Annotated in this window: 22 protein-coding genes, 1 tRNA gene and 1 pseudogene; 18 read left to right on the top strand and 6 right to left on the bottom strand. The window is 38.4% G+C overall.

Annotation, left to right across the window (positions count from 1 at the left end):
- Positions 1 to 47 precede the first annotated feature (47 nt).
- Positions 48 to 2,381: a universal stress protein gene (locus RCG25_RS17530; protein WP_308080106.1), complete on the top strand. Its 2,334-nt coding sequence runs from the start codon at positions 48 to 50 to the stop codon at positions 2,379 to 2,381.
- A 156-nt stretch (positions 2,382 to 2,537) separates the two neighbouring features.
- Positions 2,538 to 3,818, top strand: coding sequence for an ArsB/NhaD family transporter (locus RCG25_RS17525; RefSeq protein ID WP_308080105.1), 1,281 nt, complete (start codon positions 2,538 to 2,540; stop codon positions 3,816 to 3,818).
- A gap of 66 nt (positions 3,819 to 3,884) precedes the next feature.
- Here the strand turns inward: RCG25_RS17525 and RCG25_RS17520 are convergent.
- Positions 3,885 to 4,533 (bottom strand): annotated as a pseudogene (locus RCG25_RS17520) (DUF2238 domain-containing protein).
- Between the two features lie 284 nt (positions 4,534 to 4,817).
- On the opposite strand from RCG25_RS17520, the gene RCG25_RS17515 reads away from it, so the two are divergent.
- A complete protein-coding gene (locus tag RCG25_RS17515; protein ID WP_308080104.1) occupies positions 4,818 to 5,024 on the top strand; it encodes a hypothetical protein in 207 nt (68 codons plus the stop codon).
- Positions 5,025 to 5,114: 90 nt separating this feature from the next.
- Here the strand turns inward: RCG25_RS17515 and RCG25_RS17510 are convergent, their stop codons facing one another.
- Positions 5,115 to 5,981, bottom strand: a complete 867-nt coding sequence (locus tag RCG25_RS17510; RefSeq protein WP_308080103.1) for a LysR family transcriptional regulator — start codon at positions 5,979 to 5,981, stop codon at positions 5,115 to 5,117.
- A 116-nt stretch (positions 5,982 to 6,097) separates the two neighbouring features.
- Here RCG25_RS17510 and RCG25_RS17505 point away from each other — a divergent pair, with 116 nt between their 5' ends.
- The 7 genes from RCG25_RS17505 to RCG25_RS17475 all read left to right on the top strand — a co-directional run bounded on the left by RCG25_RS17505 (position 6,098) and on the right by RCG25_RS17475 (position 10,831).
- The gene (locus RCG25_RS17505) at positions 6,098 to 6,688 is read left to right on the top strand and encodes a DJ-1/PfpI family protein (RefSeq protein ID WP_308080102.1); all 591 of its coding nucleotides are present in this window, start codon (positions 6,098 to 6,100) and stop codon (positions 6,686 to 6,688) included.
- Positions 6,689 to 6,720: 32 nt separating this feature from the next.
- Positions 6,721 to 7,263, top strand: a complete 543-nt coding sequence (locus RCG25_RS17500; protein ID WP_308084212.1) for a cysteine hydrolase family protein — start codon at positions 6,721 to 6,723, stop codon at positions 7,261 to 7,263.
- Positions 7,264 to 7,352: 89 nt separating this feature from the next.
- Positions 7,353 to 7,676 carry a hypothetical protein gene (locus RCG25_RS17495; RefSeq protein ID WP_308080101.1) on the top strand — a complete coding sequence of 108 codons (324 nt, stop codon included), beginning with the start codon at positions 7,353 to 7,355 and terminating at the stop codon, positions 7,674 to 7,676.
- A gap of 100 nt (positions 7,677 to 7,776) precedes the next feature.
- Positions 7,777 to 8,886 (top strand): AI-2E family transporter, encoded by a 1,110-nt coding sequence (locus tag RCG25_RS17490; protein WP_308080100.1) that lies wholly within the window; start codon positions 7,777 to 7,779, stop codon positions 8,884 to 8,886.
- 263 nt (positions 8,887 to 9,149) lie between these two features.
- The gene (locus RCG25_RS17485; protein WP_308080099.1) at positions 9,150 to 9,794 is read left to right on the top strand and encodes an alpha/beta hydrolase; all 645 of its coding nucleotides are present in this window, start codon (positions 9,150 to 9,152) and stop codon (positions 9,792 to 9,794) included.
- A gap of 53 nt (positions 9,795 to 9,847) precedes the next feature.
- Positions 9,848 to 10,621: a 2-keto-4-pentenoate hydratase gene (locus RCG25_RS17480; protein ID WP_308080098.1), complete on the top strand. Its 774-nt coding sequence runs from the start codon at positions 9,848 to 9,850 to the stop codon at positions 10,619 to 10,621.
- 15 nt (positions 10,622 to 10,636) lie between these two features.
- Entirely contained in the window at positions 10,637 to 10,831 is a 195-nt protein-coding gene (locus tag RCG25_RS17475; RefSeq protein ID WP_308080097.1) for a tautomerase family protein, read from the top strand.
- Positions 10,832 to 10,947: 116 nt separating this feature from the next.
- Here RCG25_RS17475 and RCG25_RS17470 read toward each other — a convergent pair.
- Both RCG25_RS17470 and RCG25_RS17465 read right to left on the bottom strand, forming a co-directional pair.
- Positions 10,948 to 11,021: transfer RNA gene (locus tag RCG25_RS17470), tRNA-Arg, on the bottom strand.
- A gap of 223 nt (positions 11,022 to 11,244) precedes the next feature.
- On the bottom strand, positions 11,245 to 11,988 hold the full coding sequence (locus RCG25_RS17465) for a YwaF family protein (protein WP_308080096.1): 744 nt from the start codon (positions 11,986 to 11,988) through the stop codon (positions 11,245 to 11,247).
- A gap of 199 nt (positions 11,989 to 12,187) precedes the next feature.
- Between RCG25_RS17465 and mutS the strand changes: the two genes are divergently transcribed.
- On the top strand, positions 12,188 to 14,791 hold the full coding sequence (gene mutS / locus RCG25_RS17460; protein ID WP_308084211.1) for a DNA mismatch repair protein MutS: 2,604 nt from the start codon (positions 12,188 to 12,190) through the stop codon (positions 14,789 to 14,791).
- Positions 14,792 to 14,810: 19 nt separating this feature from the next.
- Positions 14,811 to 16,751 carry a DNA mismatch repair endonuclease MutL gene (gene mutL / locus RCG25_RS17455; RefSeq protein WP_308080095.1) on the top strand — a complete coding sequence of 647 codons (1,941 nt, stop codon included), beginning with the start codon at positions 14,811 to 14,813 and terminating at the stop codon, positions 16,749 to 16,751.
- Between the two features lie 276 nt (positions 16,752 to 17,027).
- Here the strand turns inward: mutL and mreBH are convergent, their stop codons facing one another.
- A complete protein-coding gene (mreBH, locus tag RCG25_RS17450; protein WP_308080094.1) occupies positions 17,028 to 18,035 on the bottom strand; it encodes a rod-share determining protein MreBH in 1,008 nt (335 codons plus the stop codon).
- Between the two features lie 304 nt (positions 18,036 to 18,339).
- On the opposite strand from mreBH, the gene miaA reads away from it, so the two are divergent.
- From miaA to spoVK, 3 genes are all read left to right on the top strand, one after another.
- On the top strand, positions 18,340 to 19,296 hold the full coding sequence (gene miaA / locus RCG25_RS17445; RefSeq protein ID WP_308080093.1) for a tRNA (adenosine(37)-N6)-dimethylallyltransferase MiaA: 957 nt from the start codon (positions 18,340 to 18,342) through the stop codon (positions 19,294 to 19,296).
- Positions 19,297 to 19,322: 26 nt separating this feature from the next.
- Positions 19,323 to 19,556, top strand: coding sequence for an RNA chaperone Hfq (gene hfq / locus RCG25_RS17440; RefSeq protein ID WP_308080092.1), 234 nt, complete (start codon positions 19,323 to 19,325; stop codon positions 19,554 to 19,556).
- 217 nt (positions 19,557 to 19,773) lie between these two features.
- Positions 19,774 to 20,721, top strand: coding sequence for a stage V sporulation protein K (gene spoVK / locus RCG25_RS17435; protein WP_308080091.1), 948 nt, complete (start codon positions 19,774 to 19,776; stop codon positions 20,719 to 20,721).
- A gap of 68 nt (positions 20,722 to 20,789) precedes the next feature.
- On the opposite strand, the gene RCG25_RS17430 is transcribed toward spoVK, so the two are convergent.
- Positions 20,790 to 21,395 carry a trimeric intracellular cation channel family protein gene (locus RCG25_RS17430; protein ID WP_308080090.1) on the bottom strand — a complete coding sequence of 202 codons (606 nt, stop codon included), beginning with the start codon at positions 21,393 to 21,395 and terminating at the stop codon, positions 20,790 to 20,792.
- Positions 21,396 to 21,604: 209 nt separating this feature from the next.
- Here RCG25_RS17430 and hflX point away from each other — a divergent pair, with 209 nt between their 5' ends.
- From hflX to RCG25_RS17415, 3 genes are all read left to right on the top strand, one after another.
- Positions 21,605 to 22,864, top strand: a complete 1,260-nt coding sequence (hflX, locus tag RCG25_RS17425; RefSeq protein WP_308080089.1) for a GTPase HflX — start codon at positions 21,605 to 21,607, stop codon at positions 22,862 to 22,864.
- Between the two features lie 14 nt (positions 22,865 to 22,878).
- On the top strand, positions 22,879 to 24,150 hold the full coding sequence (locus RCG25_RS17420; RefSeq protein ID WP_308080088.1) for a methionine gamma-lyase family protein: 1,272 nt from the start codon (positions 22,879 to 22,881) through the stop codon (positions 24,148 to 24,150).
- Positions 24,151 to 24,285: 135 nt separating this feature from the next.
- Entirely contained in the window at positions 24,286 to 24,687 is a 402-nt protein-coding gene (locus RCG25_RS17415) for a MerR family transcriptional regulator (protein ID WP_308080087.1), read from the top strand.
- Positions 24,688 to 24,712 lie beyond the last annotated feature (25 nt).

The following is a 24,712-nucleotide window of genomic DNA, read 5'->3' as shown; positions in this document are numbered from 1 at the left end:
GCTCTCCTTTTTCCTATATCTATGTAAAATAAACGGGGGCTGCAAACATGGGTGAACAATTTAAAAGGAAAAGTCCAGAGGAAATATTGCAATCCATTTATCAGATGCAGCGAGGCAGACTCAAAATCATCTTGGGTGCGGTTAGCGGAACAGGTAAAACCTATCATATGTTGATGGAGGGTAATAACCTCAAAAAGAATGGGATTGACGTTGTTATTGGTATGATCAGTGCGTCGGAACGTCCTAAGACAACGGAACAAATAGGCTGTTTAGAAATTATTCCTTCTATTAAATGGATAGAAAATGGTAAGGAGAAGGACGATCTGGATGTAGATGCTATTATAGCTCGTAATCCTGAAGTGGTTTTAGTAGATGTGCTAACCCATCGAAATCGGCCAGAGGCCCCTAGACCAACTCGTTTCGTCGATATTCAATATCTCTTAAAAAAGAAGATAAGCGTTATTACTACTGTTAACATTTATGAACTGGAAGGTATAAGGGGAATTGTAGACAAATTAACGGGTGGAAAAGTAAAGGTAGGATGCACCGTTCCAGAAGATACACTGGCGTTGGCAGATGAAGTAAAGCTGTTGGACGTTCCACCTGAAGTGATCCTCAATAGACTCCAGGAAGGAGAAATCGATCTTCAGCATGAGGAAAAAGGTAAAGGAGTTAACCTCTTACATCCCAGCAACCTTGCCGTTCTGCGCGAATTAGCTCTTCGTTTTTTAGCGGGGGAGGTAAATGATACGCTGGATGACTATAGAGAGAAGCATGGAATGATGGGTCCATCAGGTGCATCAGAAAGAATTTTAGTGACCGTTCAATATCATTGGAATGGATCCATCCTGATTAGACGAGGACAGCAGATTGCTAAAAGGTTAGGAGGAGATTTACTGGTTGTTTGTTTTGCCAACAAAGAATTATCTAAGAATGAACTCACCTTTAAGCGCTCTATCATGAAACTAGTAGAAAAAGTGGGAGGGGAGTTTGAAGAATTACCGTTAGAGCAAGATGAGGTTGCATATCAGATCGTCCAGTATGCAACCAAGCACAAAGTCACTCGGATTGTCATGGGGCAATCCAAGCAAACACGTTGGAAAGAAATTGTCTATGGATCGATTATCAATGAAATATTGCGGAAAACGAAAAATATCGATATTTTTATGGTTGCAGATCGAGCAGAAAAAGCTGGCGAGCGTGTATTACCAGCAAAACAAATAAAAAAAGAGAAAGAAATGGATCCTTATCGACGACTTACAACTCAGGAATTAGTAAATGAAATGAATAAACTGAAACGCGGTACGTTAAAGGTATATATTGGGGCAGCGCCAGGGGTAGGAAAAACCTACACGATGCTAAGGGAAGCAAACGAATTAAAGAAAAAGGGCATTGATATTGTCATAGGGTTATTAGAAACACACGGTAGAAAAGAAACAATTGAACAAATTGGGAATTTGGATATCATTCTTCGAAAAATTCTTTCCTATAAAGGTACAAAGTTAGAAGAAATGGATACTGAAGCTATTATTAGGCGAAATCCAGAGGTAGTCCTTGTCGATGAGCTAGCACATACCAATGTGCCCGGAAGTAAGTATCATAAACGGTATTCAGATGTAGAGGATATATTGGATGCAGGTATTTCAGTTATCTCAACAATGAATATTCAACATTTAGAAAGTTTAAATGACAGTGTGGAGCAGATAACTGGGGTGAGGGTAAGGGAAACGGTGCCAGATCATATTCTTCGAAAAGCGGATGAAATTGAATTGATTGATATCTCTCCGAAAGCATTACAAGAACGAATGAGGGAAGGACGTATCTACGCTTCTGTAAAAGTGGAGCAAGCACTAAATAACTTTTTTAAGACCGGTAATCTTATTGCTCTAAGAGAGCTGGCATTACGTGAAGTTGCAGATGATGTGGATGAACGCCTAGAAGCGTGGGAGAGAAAAAGAGCCTTAAGAGGGCCGTGGCGACAGGAAGAAGTAATTTTTGTATGTACCAACTTAAGACCTGACAGTGAAAGACTGATTCGACGCGGATTTCGCATCGCCTATCGTTTAAAAGCCACATGGTATGTTTCATATGTAAAAGACCACCATCCCTTAAACGAAGAAGAGGAACAAGTATTAAATAAAATTCGTAAACTGACAGAACGGCTTGGCGGACTATTCGAAATGTATGAGACCAAAAATCGGCGTAATGTCTTTAAAAAACTAGTAAGTGAAATGAATGAAAAAAAAGCAACACAAGTAATTATCGGACAATCTGCTCGTACTCGCCTCGAGGAAATCATAAAAGGTTCTGTATTACAGCGATTGTTAAGAGAGGTACGACATATGGATGTATTAGTGGTAGCAGACCAACAAAAGCAATAATGAAAAAAACTTAAAACTTTTTGAGGAAGGCATGAATATATACCTTCCTATTTTTGTAGGAAATTAATAAATTTTCTGGATAAAATGTGCAAGACAGTAGAATCTATACAATAGGAAAATTTTAAACGTCTTTATTCAAATAAGGAGTGAAAAGCTTTGGATTCACAGGAGATTATTGCGCTTATCATATTTCTTGTTACATATGCATTAATTATTTCAGAACAAATACATAGGACTACCATTGCAATGCTTGGCGGATTATTCATGGTTGCGCTCGGAATTTTGGATCAAAAAAATGCCATCCATCATATTGATTTCAATACCATTGGGTTATTAGTAGGTATGATGATCATAGTAGGGATTACTGCTCAAACAGGCGTGTTTGAGTACATTGCTGTTTTGTTGTCTCAAAAAGCAAAAGGGGCTCCTATAAAAATTTTAGTTGCATTGAGTTTATTTACAGCTGTTGCTTCTGCTTTGCTTGATAATGTAACAACTGTTCTTTTAGTTGTTCCAGTTACAATAAGCATTACTTCCCAATTAAAAGTGAATCCTATTCCATTTTTAATAGCTGAGATTTTGGCTTCTAATATCGGCGGGACCGCAACCATGATTGGTGATCCACCAAATCTAATGATTGGAAGTGCTGTACCAGAGTTAACTTTTCTTTCGTTTATTTATAATCTTACACCCGTAATAGCTATAATATTAATTGTGAATATATTGCTTTTAGTAATGATTTATAGAAAACATTTAAAGACTACAGAAGAGCTAAAAAATCATTTACTCAGTAAAAATCCTCGAAATGAAATAAAAAATCCTGCTTTATTAAGAAAATGTATAATTATAGTCTTTATTACTATTGGTGGGTTTTTTATTCATCAATTTATACATATAGAAACGGCAACGATAGCATTAATTGGTGCCTTTATTTTGTTACTATTCACAGGAGATAAATATTTGGTAACGGCGATAGAAAAAGTAGAATGGACAACCCTTTTCTTTTTTATTGGCTTATTTGTTATTGTAGGGGGGCTTGTTGAAACAGGGTTAATCGCAGCTCTTGCTAAAAACGCCATGTCTTGGACAGGCGGGGAACTAAAGTCATCGACCTTACTTGTTTTGTGGATGAGTGCAATCATTTCTGCTTTTGTTGATAATATTCCTTTTGTAGCGACAATGATTCCTATGATTAAAGAGATGGGACAGTTAGGCATTACCAATTTAGATCCACTTTGGTGGAGTTTGTCACTGGGGGCTTGCTTGGGAGGAAATGGAACTTTAATAGGGGCAAGTGCGAACCTTGTAGTAGCAGGAATAGCTTCGAAGGAAGGATATCATATAACGTTTTTAAAGTTTTTGTTGATTGGTTTCCCGCTTATGTTGGTATCAATCCTTATATCAATGATTTATGTTTATATAAGATATTTAATGTAGAAAAAAATATTAAACGCTAATCTAACGATTTTTAAACCAAAAAAATGAAGGTTGAATTGCGTTAAATTAGCGTTTCTTGTTTAGTACGGCTGATGTACCTAATTCTTTCTGTAACAATTTATCATGCAGTTTGGAAAGGAAAAGTAATGCTAGGCTGGTACTAGCTAAAGTCAATAGCATATCCCACTGAGCATCCCATATATCTCCTTGGTTCCCTAAAAAGTTTTTAGCCGTTTTTCCTCCCTTTCCTATAATAAAACTGATCCACTCAATAATTTCATACATAGCTGAAATGGCAAGAGAAATACTTGTCACAATCCAAAATAAAATCCCTTTTGTTAAGAGGGTTTTCCTTAATAAAAATTTCTCTGATTACAATGCCAAACATCCCTTTTAAAAAATGTCCGAATCGATCGTAGTGATTTCTTTTTAAATCAAAAGTATCTTTTATCCAATTAAAGAAAGGAACCTTTGAATAGGTGTAATGGCCGCCGATAAACATCAAAATAGCCAAAATAGTAATAATGAAGTATGAAAGGGTAGTAAGACGAAACTTTTTGTATGTTGATAGTGCGATAATCAAAACAATAATGGCAGGAGTGACTTCTAATACCCATGACGAATAGCTGGCAGGATTTATAACTGACCAAATAAAAACAGCTATCACGGCCAGTAATAACAAACCGTGAATTGTCTCAACCGCTTTTCCCTTCATGCCCGCCATCACTCCTAAGTGCTTTATCTTATAGTTTTAAGCCCTGCTTTAATTCTTTTACATAATCTAGGACAGTTTTAGATTAAGGAGGAAGAAGTCATTTTATGCCTTTTAACTTACATTTGAACATAGAATAAATTGGTAATTATGATTTACATGTTACGAGTTTATGGGGGACAATTTTTAAATTTCTAAAGACAAATTCAAGGTAGTTTTTCCCTTAATAAAAATAAATTGAGAGGTCATTATAAAGAAGTACTTTAAAATAAAAGGAGAGAAAACCCATGCCTCAAATTGATGTAAATCAGCTTAATCAAGCAAAAGCCAATGTAACTCTTACTCAAGAATTGTTAACAAAAGCAATCGAAAAAGCAAATTCCGATCCTACACTTGCCCAGGAAGCGATCAAACAAGCATCAAATGAAATTTCATCAGCATTAACTGCAGTGACTCAAGTTCAAAAAACTTCCCAGGCCGATTCGTTAGAATGATAAACCTACTGTTCAGTTATTTTTTATAAACCAAAATAAAAGCCTTGAAAAAAATCAAGGCTTTTTACATTTACGGTTGATATTAAAACTCTAACGTTCTCCTAAAACCATTTTAATAAACTTTCTATGGGCTTTCGACAACCATTTGTTTTTATGGTAAGAGATTTGTGCATAGAACACAGGATTTTCCGAAGCTGACTCGATTGCCTTCATCTTTTCTTCTCTTAATAATGTTTCTACACTTATGTAGGGCATTAAGCTGATTCCTAACCCGCTTACAACACACTGTTTCATCGCTTCCATACTATTAAACTCCAAATGGTTATGTGTACTAATTCCGTTTCTAATTAAATACCCTTCAAAAAATTTCCTTAAGGCACAGCTTTTCGGACTGAAAATAAAACATTCTCCAGTGGCTTCCTCCATTGCCTTTATCGAATGATTGTTTTCCCCAACGAAGACTAAGGACTCTTCGGCCCAGACTTGGGTGATTAAATTTGGATCATTTACCTTAGGCTCTAAAGTAATGGCAATATCAATCTCGCCGGAATAGAGCCTCTCCCTAAGTGGAAGACAATCATCATTAATTAGTGAAAACGAAACCTCTGGATATAACTTTTTATACTGTGAAAGAACTTTGCCTAACTTGTATACGGTAATCGATTCGGCTGCACCAATGCGGATCTCGCCCTTCAATGTTCTGTCATTGGTGGAAATATGTTGAATCTTAGAATAGACGGCTAGTAATTCTACAGCATAATGATACAATTCCTCGCCAACAATCGTAAGTTGAATGTGTTTTCCCAGACGGTCAAATAATGGAAGGCCAATCTCTTCCTCAAGCTGCTGAATATGAGAAGTAATGGAGGCTTGTGAGTACTGAAGTGTTTGGGCAGCCTTTGTAAAGCTATTCAAATCAACAACTGTTTTAAACGTTTGTAATTGACGAATCTCCATTTATGATCCTCCCATTCTTCCGTTTTATTATCAGAAATTCTAAACTTATAGTTTAGTTATTTCAATTTTACTAATGGTAAATTATAACATACAATTCACTTAGGGAGATGATGGATATGAAAAAAATATGTTTACTCTTACCGAATGGATTTGAAGCTGTTGAGGCAAGCGTGTTTACAGATGTGTTTGGCTGGAATAAAGACGTAAGCGAGGGGTCAACTGAACTCATAACGGTGGGAACAAGAGATGAATTAAAATGCACCTGGAATTTAACGGTTAAACCGGATAGGCTGCTATCAGAGGTTACCGCCAATGAGTTTGATGCTTTAGCCATACCTGGTGGATTTGAACAAGCTGGTTTTTACGAGGATGCTTTTCGCCCAGACGTCCTTGATTTTATCCGAGAATTCGATAAACAGGGAAAACTCATTGCAGCGATCTGTGTAGGTTCATTAGTAATTGGTAAAAGCGGTGTTCTACAAGGGAGAAATGCTACGACCTATAATCGAAGTAATAGGAAGCGGCAAGTACAATTAGCAGAAATGGGAGTGAATGTGATTCCGGATCAAAGCGTTGTCATCGATAAAAACATTATTACATCGTTCAACCCCGCCACTTCATTCGATGTAGCATTTACCATGCTTGAACTTTTAACATCAACAGATAATGCAAACAATGTAAAAAGGCTTATGGGATTTCTTGAATAGTTCATATAAAAATAGGAGGGTTTTTGATGAAAATCTCTGCAAACGCTGCTTTATTATTAATAGATGTGCAAAAATATTTTGATGATCCAAGGCAAGGAAGAAGAAACAATCCAAATGCCGAAGAGAATATGGCCTTATTGTTAAGCGAGTGGAGAAAATCAGATCGACCTGTTATCCATGTTCAGCACATTAGCAATCCTTCCTTGGCGCATCATCCTGGGCGTGATATTAAAGAAATTGTTGCACCCCGACCAGAGGAACTAGTCATCGTGAAAAATGTAAACAGTGCTTTTATCGGTACGAACTTGGAGGAAAATTTAAGAGAATCTGAGATTGAAACACTTGTTATTGTAGGATTAACAACCGATCATTGTGTCTCTACAACAACACGTATGGCAAAAAATCTCGGCTTTACCCCATTCATCGTATCTGATGCGACCGCTACTTTCGAAAGAGTTAGTTATGATGGGAAGCTGTACAGTGCTGAAGAAATCCACAGCTTAGCTCTAGTCAGCTTGCACGAGGAATTTGCTACAGTTATTGATACGGATGGTGTTTTAGAATTACTAGATTAATAAATGATTGTCACGTGTAAATAAGCGCGTGACAATTTTTTGTTTTGGGACATAGGCCACCTTCATAAAATTAATTGGAGGTGTCTGTATTGAAAAAAAATATAAAAGAAATTGAATGCCTTGTATGTAATGGGGTCCATTTTCGAAAAGGTTTTTTTGCTGCAGAATATCAAAAATATGATGAGGATACGAGATGGAATATAAAATCTGAAGCCAAGATACACTTTTATTTAGAATCTGAAGAAGACAATCCATTGAATAGAATCCCAGAGCAATCGAATATATATTCCTACATCTGTGAAGACTGTGGTTTTATTATGAATTTTAACAAAGAAAAACAGGTTGAAAGTAAAAAACAAGAGCGAATGAAAAAACAAAGGCAAAAAATGTATGATTGGACTAAATTTAAATAATGTTCAATGTTGATTGGAATGTCTTACATTGATAATACTGTATTTTATCCCAATATTTTGATATAATTTTTCCAAATAATGAAGCTAAGAGGTACATTCCGTGTCTAAATCTAAAATTCAATTCTGGTTAATTCAAATTTTGCTCCTTTTAACAATTATTTTCGTTTCAACCAAAATCTCATTTATGTTTAATCCTATAGGGGTGTTTTTCTCGACGGTGTTCTTTCCAATTCTGATCACTGGGTTCCTATTTTTTCTATTGAATCCGGTTGTTAATTTTCTGGAACGCAAAAAACTCCCTAGGATAGCAGCCATATTGGTCATATATGTTGTATTTGGCTGTGTTCTTGCATTGGTAATAGGTAGCCTAGTTCCAGCTGTTTCCAAACAGGCAACCGAGCTTGCTAATGATCTGCCTAACTTTGCTCATAAGACTACTGATTTTGTTAATGATGTAGTCAAGTCTTCAGAGGTTAAAAACTTTAGAGAGCAGCAGAGTGAAATGATCGATACGGTGCAACAACGTTTAATGAAGTATGCCAATTCACTGCCAAATACACTGACGAACATAATTATGGGCATTTTTGGCATCGTCACGAATATTGCGATTATTCTTGTCACTGTTCCATTTTTATTATTTTACATGTTTAAGGATGGACAAAAATTTCCTGAAGCCGTATCAAAGTTTATTCCAGCTGGATACCGGGATGATGCTTTAAAAATACTAAAAGAAACTGGAGAGACACTGTCAGCATACATTCAGGGGCAGGTAGTGGTCGCCTTGGCTGTCGGTACTTTAGCCTTTATCGGGTATTTAATCATCGACTTACGCTATGCATTAATTATGGCGCTGATTGTAGCTTTCACCAATATTATCCCATATGTAGGGCCAATCATTGGTGGTGCGCCAGCCGTACTAGTCGCTTTCTTTGATTCACCAACAAAGGCTTTATTTGTAATCATCGTTATCCTGGTGGCCCAGCAAATAGAAGGGAATTTCCTGTCTCCGATGATTTTAGGTAAATCATTGGATACACACCCAGCTACTATTATCATTATTCTTTTGGCAGCAGGCAATCTTGCTGGGGTACTTGGAATGGTGTTGGCTGTTCCAACCTATGCTGTTTGTAAAGTCATTATCTTGAACTTAGTCAGATTTTTAAGAGCGAGGAAAGCGGCAACTTATACAGGTGAAGGACCCTTTGTTTAAAACTCAGATTATATTTCCAAAAGAAAAAAGCCTTGAATTTTCAAGGCTTTTTTACGTTCCAAAGAGGCAGAAAGTACAGGACGGATATTAAAAGAAATGATTGGAAATTCTCCTTATTCTTATAGTTTTCTAATAGTGAACTTTATTTCGTATTAACAAAAAAACTTTGACAATCCATATTCACATTTGGTATTTTATAAGAGAATAAAAATTCATATAACAAAACATTAAAAAGACATTTTACAACTCTAGGGGGTTTGCAAATGGAAACGGAAATGATTTATGAATTTCGCCGTCCTAAGAATATAATTCCTGGGAAAAAGTATCCCGCATTGTTTGTTATGCATGGCATAGGAAGCAATGAACAAAATATGCTTTCACTTGTTAATAGACTGGAGGATTCCTTCTTTATTTTTAGTGTAAGGGGACATTTGACACAAGGTCCGGGATTTGCCTACTTTACAATCCAGGGCTATGGAAAACCACATCGAGAAGTTTTCGATGAAGGAATCAAAAAGCTCGCTAACTTTATTGATTATGCATCAATAAATTATGAATTAGACCCAGATCAATTATACTTGTTGGGCTTCAGCCAAGGAGCCATAGTTTCCATGACATTAGCTCTCACCCTTGGAAACAAGATTAAGGGTGTAGTAGCGCTAAGTGGTTATATTCCTCAATTTGTAAAGGAAGAATACAGGATAAATCCAGGGAAACATTTATCAGTGTTTATATCACACGGGGAATATGACCAGGTTCTGCCATATGAGTGGGGGAAAGAAAATGTCGATTGTTTTACTGAGCTTGGGGTTCCTGTGAACTTTCGATCTTATCCAGAAGGGCACACTGTATCCGAAATAAATCTTCAGGATTTTCAAGCTTGGATTATAAATGATTTACGAAGATAATTCATCCAGAGTTTAGATATGGAAATTCAATGAAAAAAACGGGGAATGAGAACATGGATTTACATGTCATTGCTAAAGAAATTTACAGCCATCAAAAAAGTGCTGTAGAAATGAGTAAAATAACAACAGGTTATCCCAATATAACAATTGAGGATGCTTATAAAATTCAAGAAATTAACACGGAAAAAGAATTACAAAATGGTGATCAATTTGTCGGCTGGAAAATGGGGCTAACAAGTTTCGCGAAGCAACAATCGGTAGGGGTCAATCAACCTATTTACGGAAGATTGCTTAAGTCAATGGAGATGTCCAATCAGGAACTTTCTTTGGACGGTTTGATTCATCCGCGGGTGGAACCAGAATTTGCGTTCTTAATGAATAAGAAACTAAAAGGAAATAATGTTACTGAGCAAGAGGTTTGGCAAGCTACTGAAGGTATAATGCCAGCATTAGAGATCATTGACAGCCGTTATAAGAATTTTTCATTTAACCTTATTGATGTGGTTGCAGATAATGCATCCAGTACAAAATTTTTTCTTTCGGAACAAATATATGTACCAAATAAGTTTCAATGGGAAAAAGCACAGGTTCGAATGAAGTTGAATGGTAAAGTAGTTCAAGAAGGAAAAGGTTCAGCTGTTATGGGAAATCCTGTTCAATCGGTGGTTGAATTGGTCAAAATGTTAGACTCCTCTGGGCTTTGTATTGAACCTGGGATGATTGTACTAACCGGTGGAATTACCGAAGCGATTCATGTTTTTAGTGGAGATTCCATTGAGGTTGAATTTGATGAATTGGGTAAAATGGATTTGACGGTCATTTCATAATCGGGAGGTTTGGAAATGCCAATTGTACAGGTACACTTGCTTGAAGGTAGACCGAAAGAAGTAAAACAGCAATTGATTTCAGAGATTACAGCAGCAGTTAGCCGGACGTTAGGTAATTCACCTGAAACAATCAGAGTATTATTACATGACGTGTCAAGTGAAAATTGGGGTGTAGCCGGTTCGCCAATAAGTAATAACAAGAAAATGTAAGGACCATTTTTTATAAAGGATTGAAGCAAAAAAAAAACGCTGATTCGAGGCTATACATCAACCGACATAAATGTACGGTTAAATAGCGTCAGAATCAGCGTTTTCTGGCTTTTGTACGTCCCAAAGAGGATTCGAACCTCCGACCTACAGTTTAGGAAACTGTTGCTCTATCCTGCTGAGCTATTGGGACTAATGAAGAAATGAAAAAATATTTTTGTTCCCAACACACAATAAGTTAATCCCGTCCTGATCTCAGAAAGCTGATTCAAGAAGCGGCTCGATCAGTACGCTGAAGTTACTTCAATGAAGCATATTCGAACGTGCTGAGCTATTGGGACTCAATGTTCTTCTATGTTTCTTAATAGCAACGTAATTTATTATACTCAGTTAATCAATAAAGGTCAATACATACGTTAGTGAATGGAGAGGTCTCTGTCCACTTCTGGTTGTTTGACAGCCTTTTCGCGGAAAATAACCCAAACGATTAAACTTAGCGATATCAACAGCCCCTCTAACGATAAGATATACCACGGATAAGAGCCGAGCACATCTAATAAACTCGCGCTATCTGGTTTATGGCTTAGGAACATATAATTCCCGTCAACTACCTTATTGATGAACATAATAATAGGCATCAAGACATTTAGGAACACAAACAGTTTTACCACTGACCAGATCGTTGGGTGATACCCTAGTACCCAGGTAAAATATAAAGGCACCCAAATAATCAATAAATGAGTATAAAAGAAATGAAAGAAACGAAAATGTGGAAAGTCATAATTTAATAATGGTGTAAGTAATGCCTGTGACGCCCCTAGTAAGGCAGTAAATAGTAAAATCTCATAGATTATTTTTAATCGTGTAAGTAGCAATACGATGGTTAACATCAAGCTGATGCTACACAACTCAAGGGGAATGGCATGACTGACATTCCAGCTGCCATTTATAATCATCCAAAAATGATAGGTACCTTCCATAATAATTAGTGAGATAGCCAATCCAATTTCAACCTGCCGCAGCTTCTTCTTTTTAAGAGAATCTCTAAATAGAAACATACATACTGAACCAATGATTAAAATAGCTAGTACGAAAAAATGACTAGTCGAAAACATATCAAAGTCATAGTTTTTATTGCTCCGGCCAAACCACTCCATCATCCCACCGTCCCTTTTCCAAATTTTATCATGGATTGATTTCGGAAATCGTCGAAAAACAGGAAATCGTAAAATTAATTTATGGGAATTTGTACTACTATCTATTAATTTGGCAAATATTCAACGAGTGCCTGACACTCCCGGTATGTGATATAATAATATGTCGAAAGAAATCGAAATGAATTTAACCGTGGAGGTCATTATGGCTGCTTATACGCCGATGATACAGCAATATTTAACCGTTAAGGCAGATTATCAAGATGCCTTTTTATTTTTTCGCTTAGGCGATTTTTACGAAATGTTTTTTGAGGATGCCATTAAAGCATCACAGGAATTAGAGATTACATTAACGAGTCGTGATGGCGGCAGTGAAGATCGGATTCCTATGTGTGGTGTCCCATACCATGCGGCTCCCAACTATATTGAACAGCTTATTTCAAAAGGATATAAAGTTGCGATTTGTGAACAAATGGAAGACGCAAAACTAACCAAAGGAATGGTCCGACGGGAAGTCGTTCAGTTAATTACCCCAGGTACAGTAATGGATGGTAAGGGCTTGAATGATAAAGAAAATAACTATATTGCCTCTATTACTGCATTTGACGATCAAACATACGGCTTTGCATATAACGATATCTCAACTGGTGAAAGCCGAGTGACCCTGCTTACCAATTATTTTGAAGAAGTTCTAAATGAATTGGCGGTTTTAAGTGCCAAAGAAGTAGTCGTATCAAGTAGCTTTGACGGAGAGCTGCAAAAGAAAATGCGTGAGCGTGATGTGATGGCTATTTCTTTTGAGGATAATAGTTCGATAGATATGACTTTTTCTCATCTGCTTGAGGATTTGAACCAAGATAAATTAAAGCAAACGGCAGCTAGGCTCTTTAACTATTTATATCGTTCCCAAAAAAGAAGCCTTGACCATCTTCAGCCAGTCACTACCTATCAAACTCATCAATTTATGAAAATTGATTACTATTCAAAGCGAAACCTTGAATTAACGGAAACGATTCGTTCTAAGGGGAAAAAAGGCTCCTTAATATGGTTGCTCGATGAAACCATGACGGCTATGGGTGGTAGGATGTTAAAGCACTGGATTGATCGGCCGTTAATTGACCAGGATGGGATTAGACAGCGTCAAGCCATAGTCGAGGTTCTATTGAGCCGCTATTTTGAACGTCAAGAGCTTCGTGAAAAATTGAAGGAAGTCTATGATTTGGAACGACTCGCCGGACGGGTAGCCTTTGGTAATGTCAATGCCCGTGATTTGGTGCAGTTGAAGCGTTCTTTAATGCAGGTGCCTAACTTAATACAAACCCTACAAGCGATGCAGAACGAACAGGTAAATCAGTTGGCAGAAAGGCTTGATCCTTGTGAAGAGGTATCAGATTTATTAGAGCGAGCTATTGTTGAAAATCCACCCCTTTCTTTAAAAGAAGGAAATATGATTTCGGATGGGTATAATGAGCAGCTAGATCAATATCGATATGCCAGCAGGAACGGTAAGACCTGGATTGCTCAGTTAGAGCGTGAGGAACGAGATAAAACAGGCATTAAATCATTGAAGGTTGGTTATAACCGGGTGTTTGGCTATTATATTGAAGTCACACGGGCAAACCTGCATCTTTTAAAAGAAGGGCAGTATGAGCGTAAGCAAACGCTAACGAATGCGGAACGATTTATTACCCCGGAATTAAAAGAGAAAGAAGCGTTAATTTTACAGGCAGAAGAAAAATGCGGTGAACTGGAATATGAGTTGTTTACGGAAATTCGCGAGAATGTGAAGGAACAAATTCCTCGTTTACAAGCTTTAGCGAAGATCGTTAGTGAATTAGATGTTCTCCAGTGCTTTGCTCAGGTTAGTGAAGAGCGCCGATATGTGAAACCAGAGTTTTCGACCGAGCGCCGTGTTGTGATTAAAGAAGGGCGTCATCCAGTGGTTGAGAAGGTATTAAACGCCCAGGAGTATGTGCCCAACGACTGCTATATGGACAATGAACGTGAAGTATTGTTAATCACAGGTCCAAACATGTCAGGTAAAAGTACGTACATGCGCCAAATTGCCCTGACCGCCATTTTAGCGCAAATCGGCTGCTATGTTCCGGCTTCCCAAGCGGTACTGCCAATTTTTGACCAGGTATTCACTCGTATTGGTGCAGCCGATGACTTAATTTCCGGTCAGAGTACTTTCATGGTGGAAATGCTTGAGGCAAAAAATGCGATAGCGAACGCCACACAAAACAGCTTAATTTTATTTGATGAAATCGGCCGTGGAACCTCTACTTACGATGGTATGGCGTTAGCACAGGCGATTATTGAATACATTCATGAGCGGATTGGTGCAAAAACCTTATTTTCAACCCACTATCATGAGTTAACGGTTTTAGAAGAAGAACTAACCAAGCTCAAAAACATTCACGTTAGTGCGATTGAACATAATGGCAAGGTAGTTTTTCTTCATAAAATTAAAGAAGGTCCCGCTGATAAGAGTTACGGAATTCATGTGGCACAGTTGGCTGGACTCCCTGCAGAATTAATTAACCGGGCCAACGAAATCTTATCAGCTCTTGAGCAGTCTGATGTTCAGGCTGTCCCAGCTAAAAAACCAATTATAATGGAAGAAAAAAGGTCAGAGCAGCCAGCACAGCTATCGTTCTTTGACGAACTAAAAGAGACGAAAAAGCAGGAACCTTCTCCAAAAGAAAAGAGAGTATTGGATAAAATAAAAGAATTAGATTTGTTAGATGTGACACCGTTACAGGCCATTAACATGCTGTACGATTTGCAGAAAAAATTAAAAGGCTAAAGAAAAGGAGGCGAACTGTATGGGGAAGATTATTCAATTAGATGACGCCCTATCCAATAAGATTGCGGCGGGAGAAGTAGTCGAACGCCCCGCCTCTGTTGTAAAAGAGCTTGTAGAAAATGCGATTGATGCTGGTAGTACCGTGATTGAAATTGAGGTAGAAGAAGCAGGATTGGCAAAGATTCGAATTACTGATAATGGTCATGGGATTGACGAAGAGGATGTTTTAATTGCCTTTCAACGTCACGCCACCAGTAAAATAAAAAATGAAAATGATCTGTTTCGTATCCGTACGCTTGGATTCCGAGGGGAAGCCCTGCCAAGTATAGCCTCTGTTTCACGGCTTGAAATGAAGACCTCGACTGGTGAAGGTGCCGGAAACCGGGTAGTTATTGAGGGCGGCAAGGTTGAAGTGTTTGAAAAAACGTCGAGTAGACGGGGAACGGACCTCATCATTACCGATTTATTTTTCAATACGCCTGCACGGCTTAAATATATGAAGACCATTCATACAGAGCTCGGTAATATTACAGATGTTGTCAACCGCCTTGCTCTTTCTCATCCAGAAGTAGCCTTCCGTTTGATTCATAACGAAAGGAAACTGCTGCAAACGAATGGAAACGGTGATGTTCGTCAAGTGCTGGCCTCCATTTATGGATTAGTCATTGCTAAGCAGTTAGTTCCTATTTCAGGTACCTCACTCGATTACAAAATTAGTGGATTTGCTTCGATGCCGGAGGTTACAAGGGCTTCGAGAAACTATATCTCAACAATGATTAATGGACGGTTTATTAAAAACTATCCGTTGGCGAAAGCCATTCAGGAGGGCTATCATACCCTACTTCCTATTGGACGATTTCCAATTGTTCTACTAAACATAGAGATGGATCCATTGCTTGTAGATGTGAATGTTCATCCTTCAAAAATGGAGGTCCGCATAAGTAAGGAAGCGGAGTTAAATGAACTGGTAACATCAATGATTAAAGAGGTGTTCAAATCTAAGATATTAATTCCAACAGCCTACACGCCTGTTAAGAAAGAAGTACAGAAGTCTGAGCAAACAGCCTTCGTGTTGGATGAAGGAACAATACCCGAAAGTGAACCTATGAATGTTCAAAAGCAATGGAGTGCTCCATTTGAAAGAGTTAATGAGTCTCATGCGATTGAAGCGAGTCATTTTAGCAAAGAACCGCTGCTATCTGAGAGAGTGGGGGAATCATTAGGTTGGGAATCGGTTAATCCTTTCTCTGCTGGTTATGAGAATTCACGTGTTAGTGGTGGAGTTGAGGAATCAGAAGAATTACCTGAAACGATTGAATCGACTGAGGTTACCTTTGAAGATAAACCAATTTCAACTGAAAGCAATCCATCAGCAAGCCGTGTGCCGCGCTTATATCCAATCGGTCAAATGCACGGTACCTACATTTTTGCTCAAAATGAAAATGGCTTGTATATCATTGACCAGCACGCGGCCCAGGAACGGATGAAATATGAATATTTCCGTGAAAAAGTGGGACAGGTGGAACCGGAATTGCAGGAAATGCTCGTTCCGTTAACTTTTGAATATTCAACAGATGAATATATGAAAATCACCGAACATCAACAGGAATTGGAAAAAGTGGGGGTTTTTCTTGAGGAATTTGGGATGAATAGTTTTATCGTCCGTTCTCATCCTCAGTGGCTCCCTAAAGGGGAAGAAAAACAAATCATTGAAGACATGATTGAACAGCTATTATCCATGAAGAAGGTAGATATTAAAAAGCTGCGTGAAGAAGCAGCGATAATGATGAGCTGTAAAGCTTCGATTAAAGCCAATCGTCATTTACGGAATGATGAAATCCAAGCCCTGCTCGATGACCTGAGAAAAGCATCAGATCCATTTACCTGTCCGCATGGAAGGCCGATCATTGTCCATTATTCGGTTTATGAGATGGAAAAAATGTTTAAACGGGTTATGTAATGGTGAAAAGAACATTCCTTTATGGGGGTGTTCTTTTTTATGGGTGGGATTGCTATCAAGATGAATGGAATTCTACACAAAAACGGAGGAATTCTACACAAATTCATAATAATTCTACACAAAATAGGAGGAATTCTACACAAATTCACAATAATTCTACATGAAATCAGAGGAATTCTACAAAATTTCAAGTTTTCCTACAAAATATGGATTAAATTTCTATATTAACAACAATAGGCTGCAGGACAAATCCCGCAGCCTATTGCCTATAAATGCCTATCTAATCGCTGCTTGCAACTTACTCATATACTGAAGAGCTTTACCTGTTCCAATTACAACACATTCAAGTGGATCTGAAGAAAGCTGTACAGGAACAACGATTTCCTTGCTTAACCATTCCTCCATACCATTTAAAAGTGAGCCACCGCCAGTTAAAATTACGCCACGGTCAACAATATCACCACTAAGCTCAGCAGGGCAGTCTTCAAGTGTCGCACGGATTGCTTCTAAAATATGAAGAAGAGCCTCTCTTAGAGCATTTTGAACTTGATAGGATGAAAGATTAATAGTTTTTGGTAAACCCGACACCAAGTCACGACCGCGGATATCCATGAAGCGTTCTTCATGATCAACCAAAGCATAACCAATTTCCATTTTAATTCTTTCTGCTGTTCTTTCTCCAATTAGTACATTGTATTCCTTACGAACAAATTGAATAATATCATCATCGAGACGGTCACCGCCGACCTTAATCGAATGACAGGCAACCACACCGCCAAACGAAATAATGGCAACCTCAGTATTACCACCGCCGATATCGACAACCACGTTTGCGACAGGTTCATCTACAGGCATTCCTGCTCCAATCGCTGCCGCAACAGGTTCTTCAATCAGAGAAATTTTCTTGGCCCCGGCATTTCGAACGGCATCCTGGATTGCTCGGCGTTCTACACTTGTAGACCCAGATGGAATACAAACCACTACATTCGGTTTACGGAAACCGTAGCCCATTTTTTTAGTTGCCTTACGCATGACATGCTTTAGCATATCAGTAGTGACATCAAAGTCAGCAATAACGCCATCCTTTAAAGGACGGATGGTCACGACTTTTTCTGGTGTCTTACCTATCATCTCTTTTGCCTCAAGCCCAACTGCTACCACATTTTTCGTTTCTGTATCTATGGCCACAACGGAGGGCTCATTAAGTACAATTCCTTTGTTTTTACTATAAACCAATATATTAGCTGTTCCTAAATCAATACCTATATCAAAGTTAGAAAGCATATTTTCACCTTATTCCTTAGTTTTATTCAATAATAAACTACGATTAAGCCTAACATGAATGTGGGGGTAAAATGCTGTTTGTAAATAAACCGTTATCCATTTGTAAAGTTACAAGAAGTATCTTTCATCTTTGGAAGAAATTTGGATATGATAATTTCATGATCAAAAACGCATAGAAAAGGTTTTTTTTGTTAATACTTATTTGATGTTCAACTGCTTTTTAAAATTGTGTTACGATGTAAGGGTGAAAGCAGAAAAATGAAACCTGTTTTCAATTAAAACGAAATAAGGCAGTGTGAAAATATTGAATGCGAAACAAAATGTACTGGTAATCATCGGTCCAACCGCTGTAGGGAAAACAAAGTTGAGTATTGAAATGGCGAAACGGTATAATGGTGAAATTATCAGTGGGGATTCGATGCAAATCTACCGTGGAATGGACGTTGGGACTGCTAAAATAACAAAAGAGGAAATGGAATACATTCCACACCATCTTATTGATATTAAGGAGCCCTTTGAAAGTTTTTCCGTTGCTGAATTTCAAGAACTGGTTAGGGCTAAAATAGCTGAGATTGATAAAAAGGGGAAACTTCCGATTATTGTTGGAGGAACCGGCTTATACATTCAGTCGGTCATCTATGATTATCAATTTTCCGATGTTTCGGGAGATGAAGCCTATCGTCTTCAGTTGGAGGAAAGAGTCAAAGAAGTAGGAAATGAAGCACTTCACGAAGAATTGAAGGAGATAGATCCCGGAAGTGCTGCTCAAATACATCCCAATAATGTAAGACGGGTCATTCGAGCGCTGGAAATTTATCACCTGACCGGGAAGACGATGCAAGAATACCAAAGTCATCAGCAACCAGATTTGTTGTACAATACAGCAATAGTGGGCTTAACCATGGATCGGGACCAGCTGTATGAACGCATAAATTTACGGGTAGATATGATGATGGATGAAGGTCTCCTACCGGAAGTAAAAGCCTTATATCAACAGGGGCTGCGTGAGTGTCAATCCATCCAAGCCATTGGTTACAAAGAAATTTATGAATATTTGGATGGAAAAGTCACACTCAATGAAGCGGTAGAAAATTTAAAGCAAAATTCCCGAAGGTATGCGAAAAGGCAATTGACTTGGTTTCGTAACAAAATGAAGGTAGAATGGTTTGATATGAGTAATGTGAATAATTTCTCAAAAAAAATAGCCGAAATTTCACAATATGTTGAAGGAAAGCTACAAGTAAAATCGAATACATATTAGTAGAGATAAAAGAGGAGGATATACAAATGAAAACGACAATCAATATTCAAGACCAATTTTTAAATCAATGCCGTAAGGACAATATGCATGTTACGGTGTTTTTATTAAATGGGTTTCAATTAAGAGGACAAATTAAGGGCTTTGATAATTTTACGGTTTTGTTTGAATCAGAAGGTAAGCAGCAGTTAGTATTTAAGCATGCAATTTCCACTTTTGCGCCACAAAGAAATGTACAGTTGGATTTAGAAAACCAACAATAACTTATTTTCTCAAAATAGAGTCCATATACGGGCTCTTTTTGTTTTTTCAGGGATAAAGAGAAAACTTTTTTAATGAAAGCGATAGGTCGTGAATACACATAGAAATGAAGGATTATGCTTTCCTTTGTAGATAAAGTGATCCGAATTTATGACAAATAAATTCAAAGTAGTCATAGCTACTTTAAGTATACTGTCTGCAGAATGAGAGGTGAAAGCTTTGGATCAACCATTTCGCATGAAAAGTAACGGCCAAATAAGCGTTGTCCTCAATTCACAAAAGAAAAAAACGTTAACAAAAGAGGCGCCAGAATTCCAAGTTGTTCCAAAGATCATTCCCCCTGAGCACACGGCTTTAAAGGAAATAGAAGAGGAGCTAGTGGCTTTGGTTGGTATGGAAGAAATGAAGCGAATGATAAAAGAAATTTATGCGTGGATTTATGTGAACAAGAAACGGGAAGAAATGGGCCTGAAAGCTAGAAAACAAGCTCTCCATATGATGTTCAAAGGGAATCCGGGAACCGGCAAAACAACAGTTGCGAGGCTGATTGGAAAGCTATTTCAAAAAATGTCTGTTCTTACAAAGGGACATTTAATCGAGGCAGAACGAGCGGACCTTGTAGGAGAGTATATTGGGCATACAGCTCAAAAGACAAGAGATTTAATTAAGAAGGCACAAGGTGGAATTTTGTTTATTGATGAAGCCTATTCCTTAGGGCGTGGCGGGGAAAAGGATTTTGGAAAGGAAGCCATCGATACACTGGTAAAGCATATGGAGGATAAACAGCATGAGTTTATCCTTATTCTTGCCGGATATTCCAGAGAAATGGATTACTTTCTGACACTCAACCCTGGTCTTCACTCTCGTTTTCCTTTAGTAATTGATTTCCCTGACTACAATATCAAGCAATTGATGGAAATTGCAGGAAGAATGTTAGAAGAAAGGGAATACAATCTAAGTCACGAGGCCGAGAAAAAACTAAGGGATCATCTTATTTGGGTAAAGTCTGTCCTAAATCCCAATAGTTTTTCAAACGGGAGATATGTTCGTAATGTCATAGAGAAATCTGTACGGGCACAAGCGATGAGGCTACTGATGCTAAATAGCTATGACAGACACGAATTAATGACTCTAAGAAGTAATGATCTGGTGTTTGATGAAGATTAATAAAAAAAAACGGCGGAATGTAGAATCCGTCGATTTTTTTTATGTCCAGCTCCAGCGCTTTTCTAATTTTAGTGCGTCCCAAGATTCCTTGATGGAAGTTTCCAATCGAAGGTGTAGGAGAGTACTCTCAAAATGGTAACAAGACCAAATAACGAATACAGTTCCCATGAATCCACTGCTAATTTAAGGCCAATGATAAGTCCTGCAAGGATCGCCCAAACCGCATAAATTTCTGACCGAAGAACAATCGGTTTTCTACCTGCCAATAAATCACGGATAATTCCGCCACCAATACCGGTTAATACAGCAGCGACAATTACGGCGCTAAGCGGATGATTCATTTTTGCAGCATAGATGGCCCCTTGAATAGCAAAGGCGGATAGACCGATGGCATCGAAAAAGTTTCCCCATTTTTGCCAATGCCTAAGTAAATTGCTTGGAAATAAGAAGACAGCGGTAATGGATAGCAACGCAATTTGAAAAAATAATCCTTGTTCCCATAAAGCGGATACGGGAACGCCAATTAACAGATTTCGAATTGCCCCTCCTCCGAAAGCGGTAACAATTCCTAAAATATAAACGCCTAAAATGTCGTATTCCTCTTCCATGGCCACAATGGCGCCACTAATAGCGAAGGCAATTGTGCCAATCATACTCAAAACTTCCCATGTCATTGTGCTTCGATTTCTCCTCGATGTCTATTTTTAAGAAAATCATCATGATAATAGTAAAATAAAGTGAAAAGCAAACATTAAAATTTTATCATGATAATAGAAAATTACAACAAGTATTTTAATATCGTAAACAAAAGGGAAAATTAGAGTATGCAAGCGTTTTTTGTTATGATGAATGGTAGAGCCTTTTAAGGAAGGAAGGATGCCTTGTGGAACAAAAGGAAACAAAGGAAAAAGTAATTCTCGTTGGCTGTCAAACAAATAAAGACGAGGATTCACGATTTCAATATTCTATGGAAGAACTAGCGGCATTAACGGAAACTGCTCAAGGTGAAGTGCTCGTCTCAGTTGTTCAAAAACGGGACCGCGTTCATTCGGCTACATATATTGGCAAAGGAAAAGTAGAAGAACTAAATGCATTAGTTGAGGAACTTGAAGCAGATGTAGTGATCTTTAATGATGAACTATCACCGAGTCAAAAAAGAAACCTCGGTGCAGAAATAGAAGCGCGGATTATTGATCGAACACAGCTCATTTTAGATATCTTTGCACAACGGGCTCGTTCCAAAGAAGGGAAATTACAAGTAGAACTTGCCCAGCTGCAGTACCTTCTTCCGCGTCTAGCAGGTCAAGGGACCGCATTATCACGGTTGGGTGCAGGGATTGGAACAAGAGGACCCGGTGAAACAAAACTAGAATCAGACCGCCGTCATATTCGCAGAAGAATTGACGATATCAAAGGTCAGCTTTCAGTCATCGTTCAGCACCGCGATCGGTACCGAGAAAGAAGAAAGAAGAATAAAACCTTTCAGGTAGCGATTGTTGGCTATACCAATGCAGGAAAATCAACATTGTTTAATCGCTTATCCGAGGCGGAGTCGTACGAGGAGAATCAATTATTCGCTACGCTTGATCCGATGACCAGAAAATTAATTTTACCAAGTGGATTCTTAGCATTAATTACGGATACGGTTGGATTTATTCAAGACTTACCAACCACCCTTATCGCGGCATTCCGTTCCACTCTAGAAGAAGTAAAAGAAGCAGACTTGCTGCTCCATGTGGTTGATATGTCCAATCCGGATTATTTTCAACATGAAAAAACAGTAAAAAAACTGCTGGATGATTTAGATATTAAAGATATCCCGCAACTGACCGTTTATAATAAAAAGGATATTCAACATCCTGACTTCGTTCCAACAGCCAATACACCGACAGCTTTTATAAGTGCTTTTAATCAAGAAGATCGTCAGCACTTAAAAGAGAGAATTGAGAAGATGGTGGTGGAACGAATGGAACCGTACGAGGTGGAGGTGCCTTCAACAGAAGGAAAGTTGCTTTCTCAATTGAAAAATGAGACGATTTTAAGAGAGCTATCCTTTAATGAAGAAAACCAATTGTACCGCTGCAAAGGGTATTCACTTCAGGACCATCAAATCACCGGACAATTGCAGAAATTTCAACAATAGATAGGAGTAACAACATGTTTCAACAGTTAAAAAGTGGGGAAAAGCTTCAGCCGATTGTTAAAAGAGTGGAACAACAAATTGCTGAGGTACATAAACAAATTGATGAACGAATTGAAACGAATCAATTTGCTGTATTAAGAAGCTTCCAAAAACATCGGGTCGGCGATTCGCATTTTATCCCATCGACGGGTTATGGATATGATGATATTGGCAGAGATACCCTTGAATTAGTGTATGCAGATGTATTTGGCGGTGAAGCCGGGCTTGTTCGCCCACAAATTATTTCAGGCACACATGCGATTTCGATTGCTTTATTTGGTGTTCTCCGTCCAGGCGATGAACTCCTTTATATAACCGGCAAACCATATGATACGTTAGAAGAAATAGTCGGGCTTCGTGGAAATGGAGTAGGGTCATTAAAAGAATTTGGAATTTCCTATGATAGCGTGGCACTTACTGATGAGGGTGGAATGGATTGGACGGCTATTGCCGATAAAATCAAACCGAATACTAAAATGATCGGCATTCAGCGCTCAAAAGGGTATGCAACAAGACCGTCATTTACGGTTGCGGAAATCGGGGAAATGATACGTTTTGTAAAAGAAATCAAACCAGATGTCGTTGTATTTGTTGATAACTGTTATGGGGAGTTCGTGGAGGAAATGGAACCTTGCCACGTGGGAGCGGACCTGATGGCGGGTTCTCTCATTAAGAATCCTGGCGGCGGGATTGTGAAGACGGGTGGCTATATTGTTGGAAAAAAACAATGGGTGGAGGCATGTTCTTATCGGATGACCTCACCTGGAATTGGTGCTGAGGCCGGTGCTTCTCTTTATAGCCTTCAAGAAATGTACCAAGGGTTCTTCCTTGCACCGCATGTAGTGGGGCAAGCGTTGAAAGGCGCGGTTTTTACTGCTGCAATGTTAGAGGAGTTAGGTATGAATTCTTCACCGAAGTGGAATGCGAACAGGACAGACTTAATCCAATCTGTTCAGTTTGATGATCGTGATAAAATGGTTGCTTTCTGCCAGGCGATTCAATTTGCTTCGCCGATAAATTCTTATGTTACACCGTACGCAAGTTATATGCCAGGATATGAGGATGATGTCATTATGGCAGCGGGTACGTTTATCCAAGGCGCCAGTATTGAATTAACAGCAGATGGTCCAATCCGACCACCGTATGTGGCATATGTTCAAGGGGGATTAACGTATGCCCACGTGAAGATGGCCGTGTGTCTTGCTGTTGACCATTTAATTGAAAAAGGATTAATTGAATTGAGTTAGGGGAAAATAGGACAACGGTTAGTTGTCCTATTTCATTTTGAAAAAACCATGTAAGAAAACCTTACATATGATTGACAATAAATCTAACACGAAATATAATAGCAATATGATTTAACAAAAGGGAGGAGAAATTTGGTGAGTGGAAAGGAAATTCGCCGTTCCATGCCACTGTTTCCCATCGGAACTGTCATGCAACTAACGGAGCTTACAGCTAGGCAAATCCGCTATTATGAAGAGCACCAATTGATTTCTCCAGCAAGAACCGAGGGAAACAGGCGTCTGTTTAGCCTTAACGATATTGATAGGCTTCTAGAAATCAAGGATCTAATTGATCAGGGAGTCAACATGGCGGGAATTAAACAACTCTTTGCGGTTAAACAGCAGCAAGCAGAAACACTAGAAAAGCAAACTGAGAAAGTCAAACGAGAACTTACAGATGACCAACTCAGAAAGCTACTTCGCAACGAAATGATTCATTCAGGAAGAAACAATCGATCCACATTGCGTCATGGCGATATGTCTCGGTTCTTCCATTAAAATCTACTAATTTCTTTTTAAAAAA

It is taken from the genome of Neobacillus sp. PS2-9, from assembly GCF_030915525.1.
In the GTDB taxonomy this organism is placed as follows: Bacteria; Bacillota; Bacilli; order Bacillales; family Cytobacillaceae; genus Neobacillus.
Note: the sequence above shows the minus strand (reverse complement) of the source record. Positions and strands in the feature narration are given on the sequence as shown.

What these genes read in the sequence shown, in the direction of transcription:
- RCG25_RS17420 (WP_308080088.1), top strand. Translation starts at nt 22,879, where the DNA reads ATGTTTCAACAGTTAAAAAGTGGGGAAAAGCTTCAGCCGATTGTTAAA.
- RCG25_RS17475 (WP_308080097.1), top strand. Translation starts at nt 10,637, where the DNA reads ATGCCAATTGTACAGGTACACTTGCTTGAAGGTAGACCGAAAGAAGTA.
- RCG25_RS17505 (WP_308080102.1), top strand. Translation starts at nt 6,098, where the DNA reads ATGAAAAAAATATGTTTACTCTTACCGAATGGATTTGAAGCTGTTGAG.
- RCG25_RS17485 (WP_308080099.1), top strand. Translation starts at nt 9,150, where the DNA reads ATGGAAACGGAAATGATTTATGAATTTCGCCGTCCTAAGAATATAATT.
- mreBH (WP_308080094.1), bottom strand. Translation starts at nt 18,035, where the DNA reads ATGCTTTCTAACTTTGATATAGGTATTGATTTAGGAACAGCTAATATA.
- RCG25_RS17430 (WP_308080090.1), bottom strand. Translation starts at nt 21,395, where the DNA reads ATGACATGGGAAGTTTTGAGTATGATTGGCACAATTGCCTTCGCTATT.
- RCG25_RS17515 (WP_308080104.1), top strand. Translation starts at nt 4,818, where the DNA reads ATGCCTCAAATTGATGTAAATCAGCTTAATCAAGCAAAAGCCAATGTA.
- RCG25_RS17510 (WP_308080103.1), bottom strand. Translation starts at nt 5,981, where the DNA reads ATGGAGATTCGTCAATTACAAACGTTTAAAACAGTTGTTGATTTGAAT.
- RCG25_RS17465 (WP_308080096.1), bottom strand. Translation starts at nt 11,988, where the DNA reads ATGATGGAGTGGTTTGGCCGGAGCAATAAAAACTATGACTTTGATATG.
- hfq (WP_308080092.1), top strand. Translation starts at nt 19,323, where the DNA reads ATGAAAACGACAATCAATATTCAAGACCAATTTTTAAATCAATGCCGT.
- RCG25_RS17530 (WP_308080106.1), top strand. Translation starts at nt 48, where the DNA reads ATGGGTGAACAATTTAAAAGGAAAAGTCCAGAGGAAATATTGCAATCC.
- mutS (WP_308084211.1), top strand. Translation starts at nt 12,188, where the DNA reads ATGGCTGCTTATACGCCGATGATACAGCAATATTTAACCGTTAAGGCA.
- RCG25_RS17480 (WP_308080098.1), top strand. Translation starts at nt 9,848, where the DNA reads ATGGATTTACATGTCATTGCTAAAGAAATTTACAGCCATCAAAAAAGT.
- mutL (WP_308080095.1), top strand. Translation starts at nt 14,811, where the DNA reads ATGGGGAAGATTATTCAATTAGATGACGCCCTATCCAATAAGATTGCG.